We start from the raw sequence: 16,806 nt of genomic DNA, 5'->3' as shown, positions 1-16,806 counted from the left end.
CGGGCCCTGTCGGACAGGCGTGCGCTGAACGGATAGTCATGCAGTGGACCGCCTGAACACTTTCGACGCCGGGTTTCTCGACGCCGAGGATGCCGATCCGCACGTCAGCCTGGCGGTCGGAGCCGTCTCCATCCTGGACGGCCCGCTACCCGACCGAGATGCTCTCGCCACTCTCATCGGCGACCGGATCGCCGCCGTCCCGCGACTGCGCCAGGTGGTACGACGGCAGCCGTTCGATCTGTCGGCGCCGGAGTGGGTGGAGGATCCGGCACTCGACATGGCACACCACATCCGCCGTGCGGCCCTCCCCCACCCGGGCGACGATGCGGCGTTGTTCCGGTTCACCGCGGAGGCCATGGAGTCCCGACTCGACCGCGAGCGGCCGTTGTGGCAGTGCTGGATCATCGAGGGACTCGCCGCCGATCGCTGGGCGCTGCTGATGAAGGTGCATCACTGCATCGCCGACGGCATCGCCGCGATGCACCTGCTCGCCGGCCTCGGCGACGGCGGTGAAGGCCAGACGTATGTCGGCGCCATCCGCGCCGCCCACGCGCCGCCGCACCGTCCACGAACCCTGCCCACCCTCACCGCGGACCCGCGCACACTGGTGCGCGGCGTGGTGAACTCGGTGTCCGCGCTGACCTACTCCACGGCGGTGACGGTCGGCGGGACCGTCCAGATCCTCGACAGCCTGTTACGCCCGGGCCCGAAGTCCGCGTTCAACGGCCCGGTCTCGACGATGCGCCGCTACAGCGCCGCACAGGTCCCGTTGGCGGACGTCGCATCGGTCTGCCAGGCCTTCGACGTCACCCTCAACGACGTGGCCCTGTCCGCCATCACCGACAGTTTTCGTGCCGCGTTACAGCGCCGCGGCGAAGTACCCCGTCGCACGTCCCTGCGCACACTCGTACCCGTATCGGTGCGACCCGGCGCCGCCATGGGCGAGCTCGACAACCGGATATCGGTGATGCTCCCGCACCTGCCGGTGGACGAATCCGACCCGCTGGAACAGCTGCGCACGGTGCACCGACGGATGGCCCGGGTGAAGTCCGGCGGCCAGCGGCAAGCCGGGGGCATGGCAGTGGCCGCACTCAAGCTGGTGCCCTTCGCGCTCACCTCCCGGGTGGTCCGTTTGTTGACCTCGCTTCCGCAGCGCGGCGTTGTCACGCTGGCAACCAACGTGCCGGGACCGCGGCACCATCTGCAGGTGATGGGCCGCGAAGTCGTCCGCATGCTGCCCATCCCCCCGGTGGCGTTACGGATGCGCGCGGCGGTGGCGATCCTCAGCTATGGCGACGACCTGGTCTTCGGAGTCACAGCCGATTTCGATGCGTTCCCCGACGTCGACGACCTTGCCGACGGCATCGCCGGGGCGATCACCCGCCTCGCCACGGTGGCTCGGCACCCGGAACCCAGAAAGGAGCACCATGACCCAAGCCCTGGAGCCCAGGAAAATAGTTGTCGGAGTGGATGATTCAGTATCGTCAGAACGCGCTGTCGAATGGGCCGCACATGAGGCGACCCTTCGCGGGCTCCCCCTGACGGTGCTGCATGCGAGTACCTTGCCCATCGCCGGGTGGCCACTGGCACCGGCGCCGGCCGAGTACCTGGAGTGGCAGGCCAAGATCGGCCGCGAGATCCTCGCCGACACCGCGCGGATCGCCGCTGACATCACTGCAGGTGCGGTGCCCGTGAGGACGGAATTCACCGTCGCGACCCCGACCGCGGCCCTGGTGCACGCTTCCCGGGACGCCGGGATGGTCGTCGTCGGATCGCGTGGGAAGGGGGCGGTCGCCCGTCGGGTCCTGGGCAGTGTCAGCACCGGACTGCTGCACCGGGCGCAGTGTCCGGTGGTGGTGGTCCATGACGAAGAACCGCCTCCCGACCCCGAAGCGCCGGTGCTCCTGGGATTCGACAGCTCACCGGCATCGCAGTCGGCCATCGCGTTGGCCTTCGACGCGGCATCCGTTCGCAAGGTGGGTTTGATCGCCGTCCATGCCTGGTGGTCGCCCGGTGCATTCGAAATGCCGGGCTTCGATTGGGAGGCATTGCGTCCGGAGGTGGACCGCCAGATCCAGGAGATGCTCGCGCCGTGGCAGGAGCGGTTCCCCGCGGTCCCGGTGGAGAGCATCGCGGTCGCCGATGAACCCGCCCGGCAGCTCGTCGAGCGCTCGGAGTCCGCGCAACTGGTCGTCGTGGGTAGTCACGGCCACGGCGCGGCGGCGAGTGTGCTGCTGGGCTCGGTCAGCAACGCGGTGGTCCAGGCAGTGCGGGTACCGGTGCTGGTGGCGCGGCCACAGACGCACCGAGCGTGAAAGCCGACGATGACCAAAGGCCCTGGCAGGCCACGCCGATCCGGTACATCATCAGATGAGCTCCGATGACCGGCAAAGCGCTCCGGGCGTCGAACGACGGCGAAACCGAGCTGGAGGCACGATGCTGCACCGCGATCACCACTGTCCGCGAGACGCCGGCAGGCCATGATCCCGGCGACCATGAGGGCGTGGAAGGTGCGCACGCCCGCACCGGTGGACACGCACCCCCTGCAGCTCACCAACACCGAGGTGCCCACGCCCGCCGCCGACGAGGCCCTCATCGCCGTGCGTACCTGCGGTGTGTGTCGCACCGACCTGCATGTCACCGAGGGTGACCTGGCGGTGCACCGTCCGCATGTGACCCCGGGCCACGAGGTGGTCGGTGAGGTGGTGGCACTCGGGAACGCGGTCACGACACTGGCCGTCGGCGACCGGGTGGGTGTGGCGTGGCTGCGGCACACCTGCGGGGAATGCACGTACTGCCTGGCCGGCCGGGAGAACCTCTGCCCGCTGAGCCGTTACACGGGCTGGGACGCCGACGGCGGCTACGCCGAATTCCTCACCGCGCCCGCATCGTTCGTATACTCACTGCCTGGCGGATACAGCGATGCCGAACTGGCCCCGCTGCTGTGTGCCGGGATCATCGGCTACCGCTCGCTGCGTCGCGCCGACCTGCCGCCCGGCGGCCGATTGGGCATCTACGGCTTCGGCGGCAGTGCGCACATCACCGCGCAGGTCGCCCTTGCCGAGGGCGCCGAAGTCCATGTCATGACCCGCGGGGAACACGCCCGCAGGCTGGCGCTGGAGCTGGGCGCCGCCTCCGCCCAGGGCGCCGCGGACCGTCCACCGGTGGCGTTGGACTCCGCGATCCTCTTTGCGCCCGTGGGTGACCTGGTTCCGCCGGCGATGGAGGCACTCGACCGGGGCGGCACGTTGGCCATTGCCGGCATCCACCTCAGCGATGTGCCGTCACTCAATTACCAGCGTCACCTGTTCCAGGAGAAGCAGATACGTTCGGTGACCTCGAACACCCGCGCCGATGCCCTCGAATTCCTGGCCTTCGCAGGCCGCCACCGAATCGAGATCACGGGTCCGCACTATCGGCTCGACCAGGCCGACAGGGCGCTGGAAGACCTCAGCGCCGGATCGATCGCCGGCGCTGCGGTACTGCAGGTCGGCTGACCGGGGAAGCCACCTGCATCGCCGGCGACTCCGCGCCACTCGCCCCCGGCAGCAGTCGACCGTGATGACTGAACCGTGCGGCGAGGCGATGAATCTGCTTGTCCGGACTGCGAACTCGACGCGGCTGCACACCCACGGACTCGCGGTAGAAGACCGATTTGGTCAACTCCACCAAGACCAGATACGCCGCCGCCAGCGCGGCGAGCGCGGCGAAGTACTGCCAGGGCAGCGGAGTGAATCCCATGCGCCGGGCCGGTGGCCAATAGCTGATGGCGACGCCCACAGCGATCACCGCGACCGTCGTCACCGTCAACAGACCACCGGGCCTGCTTCGGGTGAAAGGGACACGACGGGTGCGGATGGCGAAGATGATCAACGTCTGGGTCGCCAACGACTCGACGAACCACCCGGTGCGGAACTCCGCTGGTGCGGCATGCAGAACCCCCAGCATCAATCCGAAGGTCAGGAAATCGAACAACGAACTGACCGGCCCGAACGTCAGCATGAACCGCCTGATGAAGGCGATGTCCCAGTGCGAGGGTGCACGCAGTTGTTCGGGATCGACCCGATCGCTGGGGATCGCCAGTTGCGAACTGTCGTAGAGCAGATTGTTCAGCAGAATCTGGCTCGGCAACATCGGCAGGAAGGGCAGGATCGACGATGCCGCGGCCGCGCTGAACATGTTGCCGAAATTGCTCGACGTGCCCATCAGGACGTATTTGATGGTGTTTCCGAAGATGCGCCGGCCCTCGGCCACGCCCGCGGCGAGCACGCCCAGATCCTTTTCCATCAACACGATGTCTGCGGCGTCCTTGGCCACATCGGTCGCGGTGTCCACCGATATGCCCACATCGGCGGCGTGCAGCGCCAGCGCGTCATTGACACCGTCGCCGAGGAACCCGACCGAGCGCTGCGCACGCCGGGCCTCGATGATCAACGCCGCCTTCTGTTCCGGGGAGATTCTGGCGAAGATGGTGTGCTCCTGCACCGCACGGCTGTAGTCGGCCCCGCCGAGATCGTCGAGTTGCGTACCGGTGATGGTTCCCTTGCTCGGCAGCCCCAGGTCGGCGCAGACCTTCTCCGCGACCCGCGGATTGTCGCCGGTGGCGACCTTCACCTCGATACCCAACTCGGCCAGGGCGAGCAGAGATTGCGCCGCAGCGGCCTTGGGCTCATCGGCGAAACACAGGAAGCCTTCGAAGGTCAGCGCGGATTCGGTGCTGTCGCCGATCTCCGTGAGGCCGGGCGCGGGCCGGGTGGCGACCGCCACCACTCGGCGTCCCTCCCCGAAGAGCACGTCCAGTCTGGTCCGGACAGCGTCAGGCACCGTCTGGCACAGGGCTATCACCTGTTCGGGAGCGCCCTTGACGATCAGTTGCCGTTGACCGCCGTCATCGACGAGCACCGATGTCGCGCGCCGAACGTGGTCGAACGGACGCAGGGCGACCCGGCGCGCAGCGCCGACGGACACCACACCGACGGCGGTCTCCGCCAGCGCGCTGTCCAGCGGGTTCGTACTGTCTCCGCCTGTGACGTCGACATCGCTGGCCAGCAGTCCGAGCCGTAGCACCGCCGCACTGCGCTCGGCGTCGACGTTCTCGGCACCGACGAAACTGATCCGCCCGTTGGTCAATGTCCCGGTCTTGTCGGTGATGAGGACGTCGATATCGCCGAGGTCCTCGATACACACCAGCCGCTTGACCAGGACCCGCATCTGGGCCAGTCGTCTGGACCCGGTGGCCAGGCTGGTGCTGACCACCGCAGGGAGCAGCTGCGGCGTGATGCCCACGGCGATCGCCAGGGCGAACAGCGCGGAATCGATCAGGGGCCGGCCGAGCATGATGTTGACGGCCAGGATGAACCCGGTGAGGGTGAGCGCGACCCACAGCAGCAGATACGAAAATTCGCGGAGACCGCGTTGGAAGTCCGTCTCGGGGTGCCGCTCCCCCAATCCCGCGGCGAGCCGCCCGAACTGCGCGCGCGCCCCGGTGGCGTACACCACGGCGTCGGCTTCGCCGGCGGTGACGACAGTTCCCATGAAGGCCAGGTCGGTGTAGTCCGACAAGCCTTGAGCATCGGCTACCGGCAACGCCGACTTCTCCGCCGGCGCGGACTCCCCGGACAGGATGCTCTCGTTGCATTCCAGGCCGTTGACGCGCACCAATCGGACGTCGGCGGGCACCACCTCGCCCAGCGTCAGGCGGATCACGTCACCGGGCACGAGGTGGGTCACGCTGTGTTTGGCGAACCGGCCGTCGCGGCAGACCAGAGCGTAATGCTGCACCTCGGAATGCAGTTTCGCGGTGGCCCGTTCGGCCCGGTACTCATTGGCGAAGCTCAAACCGACGCTCGCCAGCAAGATGACCCCGATGATGGCGGCCTCCGTGGCGTCGCCGAGGAAGAAGGCCAGTATCGCGGTGCCGGCAAGCAGGAGCAGCACGGCATTACGTAGTTGACGGACAAGCACCGATCCGGCGCTGACCCGGTGCGTACGGACGGCATTCGGACCGCAGGTGGTCAACCGTTCCTGTGCCTGGATGGTGCTCAGACCCGTTGTGGAGCCGGCGACTGCGGCCAACACCTCCTTTGCCGTCGCCGTACCGGCTTGACCCGTCGTCAACTGTCGCGGAAGGTCACTCACGCGGCCCGCGCGGTCACTGCGACACCGTGAGCAAGACCTTGAGCGCCCCGGTCTCCGCCGACCGGCTGAAGACATCGTAGGCGGCTTCGAATTCGTCGAAGGTGAAGCGATGCGTGACCATTGCCGTGGTGTCCAGCCGCTGACCTGCCACCAGACCGACCAGCGTCGGAGTGGAATACGTGTCGACCAGCCCGGTGGTGATGGTCAGGTTCTTTATCCAGATCTCTTCGAGGTGCAGCGTCGCCGGCGCGCCGTGCACCCCGATGTTGGCCACATGGCCACCCGCCCGGACCAGTCGGACCGAGTCCTCGAAGGTGCCCGGTGTGCCCACCGCCTCCATGACGCAGTCGGCACCCAGACCCGAGGTCAGCTGGTCGATCACCTGCCGCGCCGACTGGGTGCCGGGGTTCACCACCACGTCGGCGCCGAACGTGCGTGCCGCGTCCAGCCGAGAATCGGCCAGATCGATCGCCACGATCGTTCGGGGACTGTGTAGTCGGGCCGTGAGGATCGCCGCCAGTCCGATGGGGCCGGCACCGACGATGGCCACCACATCGCCCGGACGGACCGCTCCGTTGAGCACTCCGACCTCATAGGAGGTGGGCAGGATATCCGCGAGCATGAGCATCTGCTCATCGCTCACACCCTCGGGCACCCTGTGAGTTGAATTGTCCGCGAAGGGAACCCGCACATATTCGGCCTGGGTGCCATCGATGAGGTGACCGAGAATCCATCCCCCGCCGCCCAGGCACTGCCCGTAGTGGGCCTCACGGCAATAGCGGCATCTACCGCAGGCGCTGACGCAGGACACCAGGACGCGATCGCCGGCGGCGAGCGTTTCGACTCCCGCGCCGACCTCGGTCACGGTGCCGACTGCCTCATGGCCGAGGATCCGGTTCGCGGTTACCTCGGGTACGTCCCCCTTCAAGATGTGCAGGTCGGTTCCGCAGATGGTGACCGCGTCCACCCGGACGATGGCATCGCCGGGGTGTTGGATCTGCGGATCGGGCATCTCCTGCCACGATCGTCGTCCGGGTCCCAGGTAGACGAGAGCTTTCACGGCACGTCCCTTTCGATGGATTTTCTCGGTATGCGACTCATCTGGGTCAGATGCCCACACAACAGATCTGTTTCGCCTCGGCGATGCTGTCGGAAAGTGGGCGGCTGGTATCCATCCGGTGCGCACCCACCCAGTCGTCGAGGTCCGGGGTGAGCGGAGCCGCCATCTCCGCCGTCGCATCCGAGGACGTCGGTCCGCGACCCGCGATGCGCCTCTCGGCTTCGTCGAGTGTTGTCGTACAGACGAACTCGACGACCGGCACCGAAAGGTCGTCGGCCACTTCATGCGCCGACCGGCGGTGACGCGGATCTCTCCAGGTGCCGTCGAGGATGACCGTGTGTCCACCGGCCAGCAGCTCTTTCGCCCGCCGGCAGACTTCGTCGTAGACGCGGTCGACGTTCTCCGGGGTGTACAGACCTGCCTGCAGGGTGCCGGCCGGCCCGCCGATCAGACCGCCCTGGTGTAGCTCGCGGCGAATGTCGTCGGTCGAGAGGACCTGCGCCTCGATGTCACGGGCCAAGGATTGCGACAACGTCGATTTCCCGGTGCCGGGCCCGCCCCCGACGATGATCAGCCGGACGGTGCCCAACCGGAGGTGTGCGAGGGCGATGTCTTGGTGTGCCCGGGCGTCGTCGCGCGCTTCGGGTCGTCCCTGTGTCACCCGGATGCAGTCGACCTTGGCGCGCACCGCCGCGCGGTAGGCGATGTAGAAGTGGATGAGCGCCGGCGGAGCCCGATCATCGGCGGCGCGCCGGTACTGGTCGAGGAACCGATCGCCGAGATCCTTGCGGCCGAGGAACTCCAGGTCCATCGCGAGAAAGGCGGCGTCGTCGATTCCGTCCAGGAAGCGCAGGCGATCGTCGAATTCGAGACAGTCCAGGAGGGCGGGCCCGTCGGGCAGGCAGTAGATGTCGGAGGCCTGCAGGTCACCGTGGCCGTCGATGACCCGATGTGCCTCGATGCGCTGCGCGAACAGGTCCCCTCGGCCGGAGACGAACTGGTCGACAAGGCGTTCCAGCTCGGCAACCCCACCCGCAGGAAGGATGTCGGCGGTGTGGGTGCGCAGTTCGGCCAGATTCTCCCGCCAACGGTCGGTGACGGCATCCACGGTCGCGCACATGTCGATGAGGTGGCTCCGGTCGGCCGCGCGGTGGAACCGGGCCAGCAGGTCCGCGATCGCATCCAGGTCCGCTTCGACGGGCCTGCCGCCGGTGACCAGTGTCGCCAGGCATAGCGCGTCGGGGTGACGACGCATCACGATCACCGGTTCCCCGGGGCCGTCCGACAATCCGACCAGATGCGCGACACCGAGATAGCTCGACGCGGCCAGCCGCCTGTTCAGGCTGACCTCGCGCTGACAGACGTATTCGCGGGCTTCTGTGCCGGCGAAGTTCAGGAAGTCGGTGACCACCGGCTTCTTGACCTTGTAGGCACGGTCACCGGCGAGTACGACCAGGCCGGTGTGCGTCTCATGGATGGCCGCAGGACTCATCGACTCGACGGGCTGCACAAGCCGATCGGGTGCTGCGTTCATATCCGAAATCGTCGCCGTGCGGCTGTCGTGGCCGATAGCGGCCGAGCGTCCCCCGCCCGGCGGCAATGGTCCTCGTTCCGTAGGGCCCAAAGTCACTGTGCGGACATCGATTGGGCGGATGCCGCAACTCGGGACCTATGGCCCTAACCTACGGTGACCGACGGGACGAGGGTTGAACTCCAGAACGCATCGTCACCGAAGGGACCCACCATGCCCCGGCCCACCATGTGGACCCCTCAACTGCAGGAGACTCTGCAGCTGGCCTGCCGGGCTCCGTCGTTCCACAACAGCCAGCCCTGGCAGTGGTCGGTCGGTGCCGACACCGTGGAACTCCACCTGTTTCCCCAACGGTTGGTGGCGTCGGATTCCTCGGGTCGCCAGGCGTTGCTGAGCTGCGGGGCGGGTCTGGACCATTTCCGGGTGGCGGCGGCCGCCGCGGGCTGGACGGCCAACGTCGACCGGTACCCGAACCCCAATGATCACAAGCACCTGGCGACGATCGACTTCAGCCCGATGGCATTCGTGACCGAGGGGCACCGACACCGCGCCGAGGCGATTCGGCGACGCCGCACGGACCGGCTGCCCTTCGCCGCACCGGCGGATTGGGACACCTTCGAACCCGTGTTGCGCCAAATCACCGGGGATACGGTTCTCATCGACGTCCTCGACGCGCAGGCCCGGCCGGCGCTGCAGAAGGCGGCTGCGCTCACCGAGTCGGCACGACTCGACGACTCCACGTATCACGCTGATATGCACTGGTGGACATCATCTTCGGATTCAGGAACCGGCATTCCGCACAGTTCCCTGACCTCCCAGTCCGAAAGTGACCGCGTCGGGATAGGGCGTCGCTTCCCGATCACCCATCACCGGGACCAGCGCGCCGACGTGCAGGCCGACGATGCGCGCATCGTCGTGATGTCGACCTACGACGACACTCGCCTCGATGTACTCCGTTGTGGCGAAACACTATCGGCGGTCCTGCTGGCAGCCACAATGGCCGACCTCGCCTCGTGCACGCTGACCCACCTCACAGAGGTACCGGCCGGCCGTGACATCGTCCGGGAGCTGACCGGCCGCGAACTACCGCAGGTGTTGATCAGGATGGGCTGCACGCCGGCCGACGAGGAGATCCCCCCGCTCACCCCGCGCCTGCCGCTCGCCGACGTGGTGACCGTACGCCGATGAGCGGGTCGAGGTTCACCGCCCGGGCAGGCCGGTTGCTGCCGGTACTGCTCCTCGCCGTGACCCTGAGTGCCCTTGCCGGCGGTGGGCTGGCGTGGTGGATCGGCAGTCCCCGCACCGCTGAACAGATCTGGAGTGCCGGCACTCTGGCGGCGGTTGTGCCGGCCATCTGGTGGGTCGCCGCCGCCCTTCGGCAGCACCGCCTCGGCACCGACCTCATCGCGGTGTTGGCGCTGCTCGGGGCGCTCGCGGTGGGCGAATACCTGGCCGGTGCACTCATCGCGGTCATGCTCGCCACCGGCCGGACGCTGGAATCGGCGGCCGAGCGTCGCGCGACCCGTGATCTGCGCGCATTGTCCGAACGAATGCCCCACGACGCCCGAAGACTCCACGCCGGCGGTCTGGAGACCGTGCCCATCGAGTCCCTCGTCCCCGGTGACCGGGTGATCGTCGGTCCCGGTGAGGTCGTCCCCGTTGACGGAGTGATCAGTTCGCCGGCCGCGACGCTCGACGAGTCCGTACTCACCGGTGAGTCCGTCTATGCGCAGCGCATGTCGGGGGAGGCGGTGCGCAGCGGATCCGTCAACGCCGGGGCGGCGCTGGAGATCACCGCATCGGCGACCGCGGCCGACAGCACCTATTCCGGGATAGTGCGCCTCGCCGAGGAGGCGGCCGCCCAGAGTTCGCCGGTCGTACGCCTCGCGGATCGGTTCGCCGCCTGGTTTCTGCCGCTCACCCTCGCCGTCGCCGGGACCGCGTGGCTGATCAGCGGGTCCGCCGAGCGGGCGGTGGCGGTGTTGGTGGTCGCCACCCCCTGCCCCTTGCTGCTGGCCGCTCCGGTCGCGGTGGTATCCGGGTTGTCACGTGCCGCGCGCATCGGAGTGATCGTCCGCAGCGGCGGCGCGCTGGAGGTTCTCGGAAAGGCCACCACTCTGGTGCTGGACAAGACCGGCACGGTCACCACCGGACACCCGGAAGGGACCGAAGTGCTCAGCGGCCCGGGATGGACCCAGACCGAGGTGTTGCGACTGGCCGCATCCGCCGACAGATTCTCCCCGCACGTGGTGGCGCACGCCATCGTGGATGCCGCCCGGGCTCGGCAGGTACCGCTGAGCTTGCCCACCGATGTCGTCGAATCAGCGGGAACCGGTACCACGGCGACGGTGGATGGTTCGCGCGTGACGGTGGGAAATCATCCGTTACCGGCGGACCGGCCGGAGTGGGCCGATACGGCTCTTCTGCGCGCGAATCTCGATGGCGCGGTGATTGCCTGGGTGTCGGTCGACGACACCCTGGTCGGCGCGGTGCTGCTCCATGATCCGCTCCGCATCGACGCTGCCCGCACCCTCCGGCGGCTGCGCGCGGCGGGTATCAATCGGATGGTCATGCTGACCGGTGACCGGTTGCCGCCGGCCGAACGTATCGGGGCATTGCTCGGCCTCGACGCGTTGTACGCCGAACAGAGCCCCGCCGACAAAGTCGCCGGGGTTCGGGCCGAACGCGAGACCGCGGTGACGGCGATGGTGGGCGACGGTGTCAACGATGCGCCCGCGCTGGCCGCAGCGGACGTGGGCATCGCGCTCAGCGGCTACGGCTCGACAGCGAGTTCGGAGGCCGCCGATGTCGTGCTGGCGACAGGGCGCCTCGACCGGCTCGCCGATGCCATGCTCATCGCGCGCCGATCCCGGCGTATCGCCCTGCAGAGCGCCGGCGTCGGAATGGGACTGTCCCTGGTGGCCATGGCCTTCGCCGCCGCCGGTCTGATTCCCGCGGTGGCCGGTGCGCTCCTGCAAGAACTGATCGACCTCACCGTCATCGCCAACGCACTGCGTGCATTGCGGACGCGCGGCGTGGGCAGTCCCGCCTTGGACGAGAACACCGAGAATCTGTTGCGGCGATTCTCGGCGGAGCACGATCGGATGCGTGGAGACCTCCGGGTGCTGGGGGCGGCCGCACACGAACTCTACGAGGGCCGGTCCTCAGAGGCCCTGCCATTGCTGCGGCGGGCGGATGCGTTCGTACAGGAGGTCCTGTTGCCGCACGAGCGTGCCGAAGACCGCAACCTCTACCCCGCGCTCGCAGCGCCGCTGGGAAGCACGGAAGCCACCGCGACCATGAGCCGCATGCACGCAGAGATCAGCAGTCTGGCACGGCGGCTGCACGCACACGTCCTTCTCGCCGAGAAGGGAAACAGCCTCGACGCTCAGCGTGAGGACCTTCTTGCCTGCCTGTACGGGCTGGATGAACTGCTGTCCGTGCACTTCGCAGCCGAGGAGGAGAACTACTTCACGTTGTTGCCCGAGGAGCTCCCGGCTGCCGAGCAGTAGGAACGGACGACTTTCGGTGGGTACACGCAACACTCAACGTCTCGGCACCGGGCAGCGTCGCCGGCACGGCCGGTTCACGGCAGTGGCGATCCATCGAGTCTGCTCGCGACGTCACTCAGTTCCCTTCTCGGAGTTGCCGGCAACGGATCGGCGTTGATCGGCGCCCAGCCGATTCGCACCAGCGCCTGCGGAAAGTGCGTGATGCCGAAGACCTCCGCCTGCAGCGCATCACGGGTCGAAACGATCTCCAACGGTTCGGTGAAGATACAACTCGCCAGTCCCACAGAGGTTGCCGTCAAGACGATCTGGCTTGTCGCCTCGCCGGCACGTAATCGCGAAACGGTGTCGTCGGCTGCGGTGCCCACGGCCAGTACCACTGCGTGGTCGTAGTCTTCGCCAGACTCTGCCGGATCGGGTAACGCCGCCCCTGCGAAGACGCGGGCCGGCACCAACGCCTTGGGATCCGGCACCGGAGCATTTCGGGACGGGACACCTGAGCGGGCCGCGTGACGACCGCTCCAGTACGCCAACTCGGCGCGGTAGCCGGCGTCGTGAACATGCCGGCGCGCCGATTCGACGAGCGCCGCGCGAAAACGGTCATTGACCTCGACCCGTCTCATCGTGATGCCCAGCCGCGCCGCACGCGCGCCCATCATCGCGATGTGGCCCGGGGGCACAGACCACGAACTGAAGCGGCGTCTATCCGTTCGTCGCGCGGGGATGGCCGCGGCCAGAGCGATTTCCGCCTCACGGGGCGCAACTCGATGGAACTCGATGGAGGCGAGGTGATTCGGGTCTGCCGGGTTGGGCAGACGGTGTATTTTCGTATGCCATCCGAGTGCCGCCAGCGCCACCGCGCAATGATCCAACGCCGCGCCGCAACTCACCAGCAGATCGCGGCCGTCGGGATCTGCGTGTTCCAACTGCAATGCCGGCTCGGCGAACAGGTGCGCGCTGTGCGGCGCAACCCGCCAGCGCCACGGCTGGGTATTGTGCACCGATGGAGCACGTATCGCCAATGACACTGCTGCGTAGAGTGTTTCGAGATCCGGATAGTGAGCGGACATCTTGTGTGGCCTTACCTGGTTGAGTGCTGCACCGTCACATTCCCATTGCCCGACACCTCCCTGGAGGGCGGCCGATGTTCGGATCAGGGACCGCCGGGCTGACCGGAGAATCCCGCGAGATACTCATTGGCAGTCGCCATCGCGGCCTTCACCTGGCGGTCGGCCTGTTCGAGGTTGGACAGGAACTCCGCGTCATAGTTGTTCGGCGTTCGCTCCACCACCGACAAGCACATGTGTGCCGCGGCGTGCGCATCCGTCGCCGCGGCCCCGAGCTCGGCGCTCAGATCCCCCTCCGGCGCGGGCAGGTGCGCGGGAACCCGGACTGCGGCCACGTCATGCATCGTCTGACAGGCCGAGGTGAGCGCGCGTGGTTCGGCAAGGCGCAACGACCGCTGCGCCTCGTCGACAACCGCCTGTAGCGCAGAGACATCCGGGTAGGCAGCGTCCCACCACTGGGCAAATGCGGTGCGCCGACCGAAATCGACATCCAGTGCGCGATCGGGCCGGCCTGACCTGTCGGTGAGCAGTATCACCGAGACGATCAGAAGAGCGAAGGCGACCGTGAGGGCCATTCCCACGGCAAGCCACCGGTACCAGCGCCTGCGCGGCTGCGGTGCGCCGTATTGCGTTCGGACCCGTGAGTCCTCGAAGTCGTTCATGATTCAACGCCGTTCGTGGTTCAACGCAGCGGCCCGGGTGTGGTCATCCTGCTCATCGACGGACACCCCGACCGTCCGACCTTCGCCTTCTCGCCCCCTGCCGACACTCCTTGTCCAGGTGTTGCCCCTGAAAGGTATCCAGGAGATGGCTTTCGGAACTAGGGCCGAAAGTCGGTGACTCAGGTGACCGATTGCAACAACAGGACACCCGGATGTCGTCGGTTTCCACGGCCCACCCACAAGCGTCCGCGACCTGGCGCAGGGCCGATGCTGCTGCGCCGGCCTGTGGATCACCCTGACGACGGTCACCCGTCCCGCGGCGCGAACTGGGCGCCGTTGCGCGCGGCCGCCGCCATATTGGCCATGACCCGGTCGAGCAGCGCTCCGTACGCGGATCCGTCATCGTGTAGTCGCCGGTAACCGCGATGGAGCAGGAAGGCGTCGAGCCTGCGATCGATGGGCCAACGCGCGTACACCTCATCGGTGAACTCCGACCGCAAGAACTGCCATGCCACGTTGTCCAACTGGCTTCGGGTGAGGGCGAGTCGCCCCGTCGGTCTCATTGTCACTCCCTGTGAAACATCGTCCTCCTCATCGTTTTCCGGTGGGACAGCCGGTGGTAGGGACGAAAGTCACAAGTGCCGCACCTGAGGCCTTTAGTCCTCGTGGCCGGGCGCTTTCTACCCTGCCCCGGCACGGCGAGCCGCGCGAACATTGTTCAATGACCAAGAAAAGCACCATTTCGCCGGTCAACTTCTCCGTGCGGCGCTTCAACAAGCACGTGCTGAATCCGCTGATGCTGCGCCTGGCCGGACGCAAGCACTGGTACACATCGACCATCGAGCACACCGGGCGCCGAAGCGGAACGACCTACCGGACGCCGATAGTCGCCCATCCGGTGAGCGGCGGCTACCTGACCCCGCTGCCCTACGGTGTGGACACCGACTGGCTCCGCAACACGCTCGCCGCCGGTGAAGCCGTCATCACCAACGGCGGCAAACGGTCGACAGTGATCAATCCACGCCTCATCGACGCCGCCGAGGCCGCCACGGTGCTGCCCGCGCGACGACTTCGGGCGTTCCGCCGTCTCGGCATAGGGCGTTTCGTTCGTTTCGATCTGGGCCCGGCCGCCGGGAAGGCGGCCGGGAATGCGCACTGACCGTCTCCGCGGCCTGCTCGACTCGGCCGGGCCCTTCGTATCCCTGCACTTCGACGACAGCCACGCAACTCACGACTCCGCCAGACAAGCCGAATCTCGCTGGAGCGCGATGCACCGGCAACTGAAGGACAGCGGGGTGCCCGAGCAACTCATGGCGGCGGTGCGCAACGCCGTCCTGACCCGCGCCCCGTCCGTGGGTCACCTGGGGCGATTGCTGATCGCCGCACAGGACCGGGTTCTCCTCGATGAGCGACTCGGCGTTGCTCCGCCCGCGACGCAGATCCGCGTCTCCATATACCCCTACCTGCTCCCGCTCTGCGATTCCACGTCGACGCAGCCCCCGCACGTATTCGCTGCGGTGGACCATCTCGGCGCAGATCTCACCGTCCACGCAGAACATGGGGTATCGGTCGAAACTGTTGTGGGCCCGGGATTTCCGGTACACAAACCGGCCAGTGCAGGGTGGCATGGCTACGCAGATGCCGAGGGATCGGTAGAAGAGTCCGCCCGGGTCAACGCACGGACCGTCGCCGACCGCATCACCACGATCGTCGATCAGATCGGCGCACAACTGGTCTTCGTGTGCGGTGAGGTACGCGCCCGGACCGACATCATGTCGGCGCTCGCCCCACGTGTCCGGGCACTCGTGGTGCCACTGGCTGCCGGCGCACACGGGAGCCGCGCACCGGAACTGGAGTTCGCCGACCGGCTGGCCGCGGAGTTCGCGCGCCGCGGGCGCGCCGAGATCGACGCCGCGGTAACGAAAATCAAGTCCGAGCTCGCCCGCGAATCCGGCGCGGCGGTGCAGGGCCTGTCCGCGGTCTGCACGGCGCTGCGGGAGGGCGCGGTCGCTACCTTGGTCATCGGCCGACTCCGAGGTGCCACGGTGGTGGTGGGACGTGCACTGACGGCCATCGCGGCGGATCCCGATTCCCTGTCCGAATTCGGCGAACCGCCCCGCCATACCGCGCTTGCCGACGAAGCACTGCCGTTCGTGGCGGTCGCCACCCACGCGTCGATCGTGCGGACGACGGACGAGGCCGGCCTGTGGGACGGGGTGGGCGCGCTGTTGCGCTACACACCGCACGACTCACGGGCATGAGCGGAACGGACAAGGCCTTTCTCCGCCGCCGCTAGGGCCCAAGGACCCTACAGCGACCCGCGGCAGGCCGAGAAGACTCCACGACACCGAACCGAAGCGGATCTTCATCCCGAGGAGGACGACATGACAACAGCGCGGGACATCATGCACACCGGAGTCACCTGTGTCAGAGCGCACGAGACGATCACCGATGCGGCACGCCGGATGGCCGAACAAGGCATCGGGGCGTTACCGATCTGCGGTGACGACGACCACCTGTACGGCATGCTCACCGATCGAGACATCGTCACCAGATATATCGCCACCGGTACTGACCCGAAGACGGCGACGATCGGCGAGATGGCGCAGGGCACCGTCTATCAGGTCGACGCGGATGCCAGTGTCCAGCAGATGCTCGATGTCATGACCGAACATCGGGTCCGGCGGTTGCCGGTGATCGACAACCACCGATTGGTCGGCATCGTCAGCGTCGCCGATGTCGCCCGGCACCTCCCCGAACACGCGGTCGCAGGATTCGTGAAAGCGATCTGCGCGCAAGAGGCCATTTCGAGCAAATGACACCACGCCGTCGGAAGCCG

General features: G+C 67.4%; 14 protein-coding genes. 8 read left to right on the top strand and 6 right to left on the bottom strand.

What is annotated here, in order from left to right:
• The first annotated feature begins 43 nt into the window (after positions 1 to 43).
• From K0O62_RS06480 to K0O62_RS06470, 3 genes are all read left to right on the top strand, one after another.
• Positions 44 to 1,474, top strand: a complete 1,431-nt coding sequence (locus K0O62_RS06480; RefSeq protein ID WP_073856376.1) for a WS/DGAT/MGAT family O-acyltransferase — start codon at positions 44 to 46, stop codon at positions 1,472 to 1,474.
• Positions 1,428 to 2,315 carry a universal stress protein gene (locus tag K0O62_RS06475; RefSeq protein ID WP_073856375.1) on the top strand — a complete coding sequence of 296 codons (888 nt, stop codon included), beginning with the start codon at positions 1,428 to 1,430 and terminating at the stop codon, positions 2,313 to 2,315. The genes K0O62_RS06480 and K0O62_RS06475 overlap by 47 nt, the downstream gene beginning before the upstream one ends.
• Positions 2,316 to 2,480: 165 nt before the next feature.
• Positions 2,481 to 3,497: a zinc-binding alcohol dehydrogenase family protein gene (locus K0O62_RS06470; RefSeq protein ID WP_073856374.1), complete on the top strand. Its 1,017-nt coding sequence runs from the start codon at positions 2,481 to 2,483 to the stop codon at positions 3,495 to 3,497.
• On the opposite strand, the gene mgtA is transcribed toward K0O62_RS06470, so the two are convergent.
• The 3 genes from mgtA to K0O62_RS06455 are packed head-to-tail and all read right to left on the bottom strand — an operon-like array spanning position 3,451 to position 8,732.
• A complete protein-coding gene (gene mgtA, locus K0O62_RS06465) occupies positions 3,451 to 6,138 on the bottom strand; it encodes a magnesium-translocating P-type ATPase (RefSeq protein WP_234800084.1) in 2,688 nt (895 codons plus the stop codon). The genes K0O62_RS06470 and mgtA overlap by 47 nt on opposite strands.
• A gap of 13 nt (positions 6,139 to 6,151) precedes the next feature.
• The gene (locus K0O62_RS06460; protein WP_073856373.1) at positions 6,152 to 7,198 is read right to left on the bottom strand and encodes a zinc-dependent alcohol dehydrogenase family protein; all 1,047 of its coding nucleotides are present in this window, start codon (positions 7,196 to 7,198) and stop codon (positions 6,152 to 6,154) included.
• 46 nt (positions 7,199 to 7,244) lie between these two features.
• A complete protein-coding gene (locus K0O62_RS06455) occupies positions 7,245 to 8,732 on the bottom strand; it encodes a bifunctional aminoglycoside phosphotransferase/ATP-binding protein (RefSeq protein ID WP_234800083.1) in 1,488 nt (495 codons plus the stop codon).
• A gap of 210 nt (positions 8,733 to 8,942) precedes the next feature.
• Between K0O62_RS06455 and K0O62_RS06450 the strand changes: the two genes are divergently transcribed.
• Together K0O62_RS06450 and K0O62_RS06445 are read left to right on the top strand one after the other, a co-directional pair.
• Positions 8,943 to 9,917 carry an Acg family FMN-binding oxidoreductase gene (locus K0O62_RS06450; protein ID WP_073856372.1) on the top strand — a complete coding sequence of 325 codons (975 nt, stop codon included), beginning with the start codon at positions 8,943 to 8,945 and terminating at the stop codon, positions 9,915 to 9,917.
• Positions 9,914 to 12,241 (top strand): heavy metal translocating P-type ATPase, encoded by a 2,328-nt coding sequence (locus K0O62_RS06445; RefSeq protein ID WP_073856371.1) that lies wholly within the window; start codon positions 9,914 to 9,916, stop codon positions 12,239 to 12,241. The genes K0O62_RS06450 and K0O62_RS06445 overlap by 4 nt, the downstream gene beginning before the upstream one ends.
• A 74-nt stretch (positions 12,242 to 12,315) precedes the next feature.
• On the opposite strand, the gene K0O62_RS06440 is transcribed toward K0O62_RS06445, so the two are convergent.
• From K0O62_RS06440 to K0O62_RS06430, 3 genes are all read right to left on the bottom strand, one after another.
• A complete protein-coding gene (locus K0O62_RS06440; protein ID WP_073856370.1) occupies positions 12,316 to 13,308 on the bottom strand; it encodes an Acg family FMN-binding oxidoreductase in 993 nt (330 codons plus the stop codon).
• 83 nt (positions 13,309 to 13,391) lie between these two features.
• Positions 13,392 to 13,967, bottom strand: coding sequence for a hypothetical protein (locus K0O62_RS06435; protein ID WP_131817397.1), 576 nt, complete (start codon positions 13,965 to 13,967; stop codon positions 13,392 to 13,394).
• A 305-nt stretch (positions 13,968 to 14,272) separates the two neighbouring features.
• Positions 14,273 to 14,530 carry a hypothetical protein gene (locus K0O62_RS06430; RefSeq protein ID WP_073856368.1) on the bottom strand — a complete coding sequence of 86 codons (258 nt, stop codon included), beginning with the start codon at positions 14,528 to 14,530 and terminating at the stop codon, positions 14,273 to 14,275.
• Positions 14,531 to 14,688: 158 nt separating this feature from the next.
• On the opposite strand from K0O62_RS06430, the gene K0O62_RS06425 reads away from it, so the two are divergent.
• From K0O62_RS06425 to K0O62_RS06415, 3 genes are all read left to right on the top strand, one after another.
• Positions 14,689 to 15,126 carry a nitroreductase family deazaflavin-dependent oxidoreductase gene (locus K0O62_RS06425; RefSeq protein WP_073856367.1) on the top strand — a complete coding sequence of 146 codons (438 nt, stop codon included), beginning with the start codon at positions 14,689 to 14,691 and terminating at the stop codon, positions 15,124 to 15,126.
• Positions 15,116 to 16,228 carry an Rv2629 family ribosome hibernation factor gene (locus K0O62_RS06420; protein ID WP_073856366.1) on the top strand — a complete coding sequence of 371 codons (1,113 nt, stop codon included), beginning with the start codon at positions 15,116 to 15,118 and terminating at the stop codon, positions 16,226 to 16,228. Before K0O62_RS06425 ends, K0O62_RS06420 begins: the two co-directional genes overlap by 11 nt.
• Positions 16,229 to 16,351: 123 nt before the next feature.
• A complete protein-coding gene (locus K0O62_RS06415; RefSeq protein WP_073856365.1) occupies positions 16,352 to 16,786 on the top strand; it encodes a CBS domain-containing protein in 435 nt (144 codons plus the stop codon).
• Positions 16,787 to 16,806: the final 20 nt, after the last annotated feature.

The sequence above is a fragment of the Mycolicibacterium diernhoferi genome, from assembly GCF_019456655.1.
Taxonomy (GTDB): domain Bacteria; phylum Actinomycetota; class Actinomycetes; order Mycobacteriales; family Mycobacteriaceae; genus Mycobacterium; species Mycobacterium diernhoferi.
Note: the sequence above shows the minus strand (reverse complement) of the source record. Positions and strands in the feature narration are given on the sequence as shown.

Excerpts from the sequence above, each read along its gene's own strand:
- K0O62_RS06455 (WP_234800083.1), bottom strand. The coding sequence starts at position 8,732 with ATGAACGCAGCACCCGATCGGCTTGTGCAGCCCGTCGAGTCGATGAGT.
- K0O62_RS06420 (WP_073856366.1), top strand. The coding sequence starts at position 15,116 with ATGCGCACTGACCGTCTCCGCGGCCTGCTCGACTCGGCCGGGCCCTTC.
- K0O62_RS06440 (WP_073856370.1), bottom strand. The coding sequence starts at position 13,308 with ATGTCCGCTCACTATCCGGATCTCGAAACACTCTACGCAGCAGTGTCA.
- K0O62_RS06445 (WP_073856371.1), top strand. The coding sequence starts at position 9,914 with ATGAGCGGGTCGAGGTTCACCGCCCGGGCAGGCCGGTTGCTGCCGGTA.
- K0O62_RS06425 (WP_073856367.1), top strand. The coding sequence starts at position 14,689 with ATGACCAAGAAAAGCACCATTTCGCCGGTCAACTTCTCCGTGCGGCGC.
- K0O62_RS06475 (WP_073856375.1), top strand. The coding sequence starts at position 1,428 with ATGACCCAAGCCCTGGAGCCCAGGAAAATAGTTGTCGGAGTGGATGAT.
- K0O62_RS06430 (WP_073856368.1), bottom strand. The coding sequence starts at position 14,530 with ATGAGACCGACGGGGCGACTCGCCCTCACCCGAAGCCAGTTGGACAAC.
- K0O62_RS06450 (WP_073856372.1), top strand. The coding sequence starts at position 8,943 with ATGCCCCGGCCCACCATGTGGACCCCTCAACTGCAGGAGACTCTGCAG.
- K0O62_RS06415 (WP_073856365.1), top strand. The coding sequence starts at position 16,352 with ATGACAACAGCGCGGGACATCATGCACACCGGAGTCACCTGTGTCAGA.
- K0O62_RS06470 (WP_073856374.1), top strand. The coding sequence starts at position 2,481 with ATGATCCCGGCGACCATGAGGGCGTGGAAGGTGCGCACGCCCGCACCG.
- K0O62_RS06435 (WP_131817397.1), bottom strand. The coding sequence starts at position 13,967 with ATGAACGACTTCGAGGACTCACGGGTCCGAACGCAATACGGCGCACCG.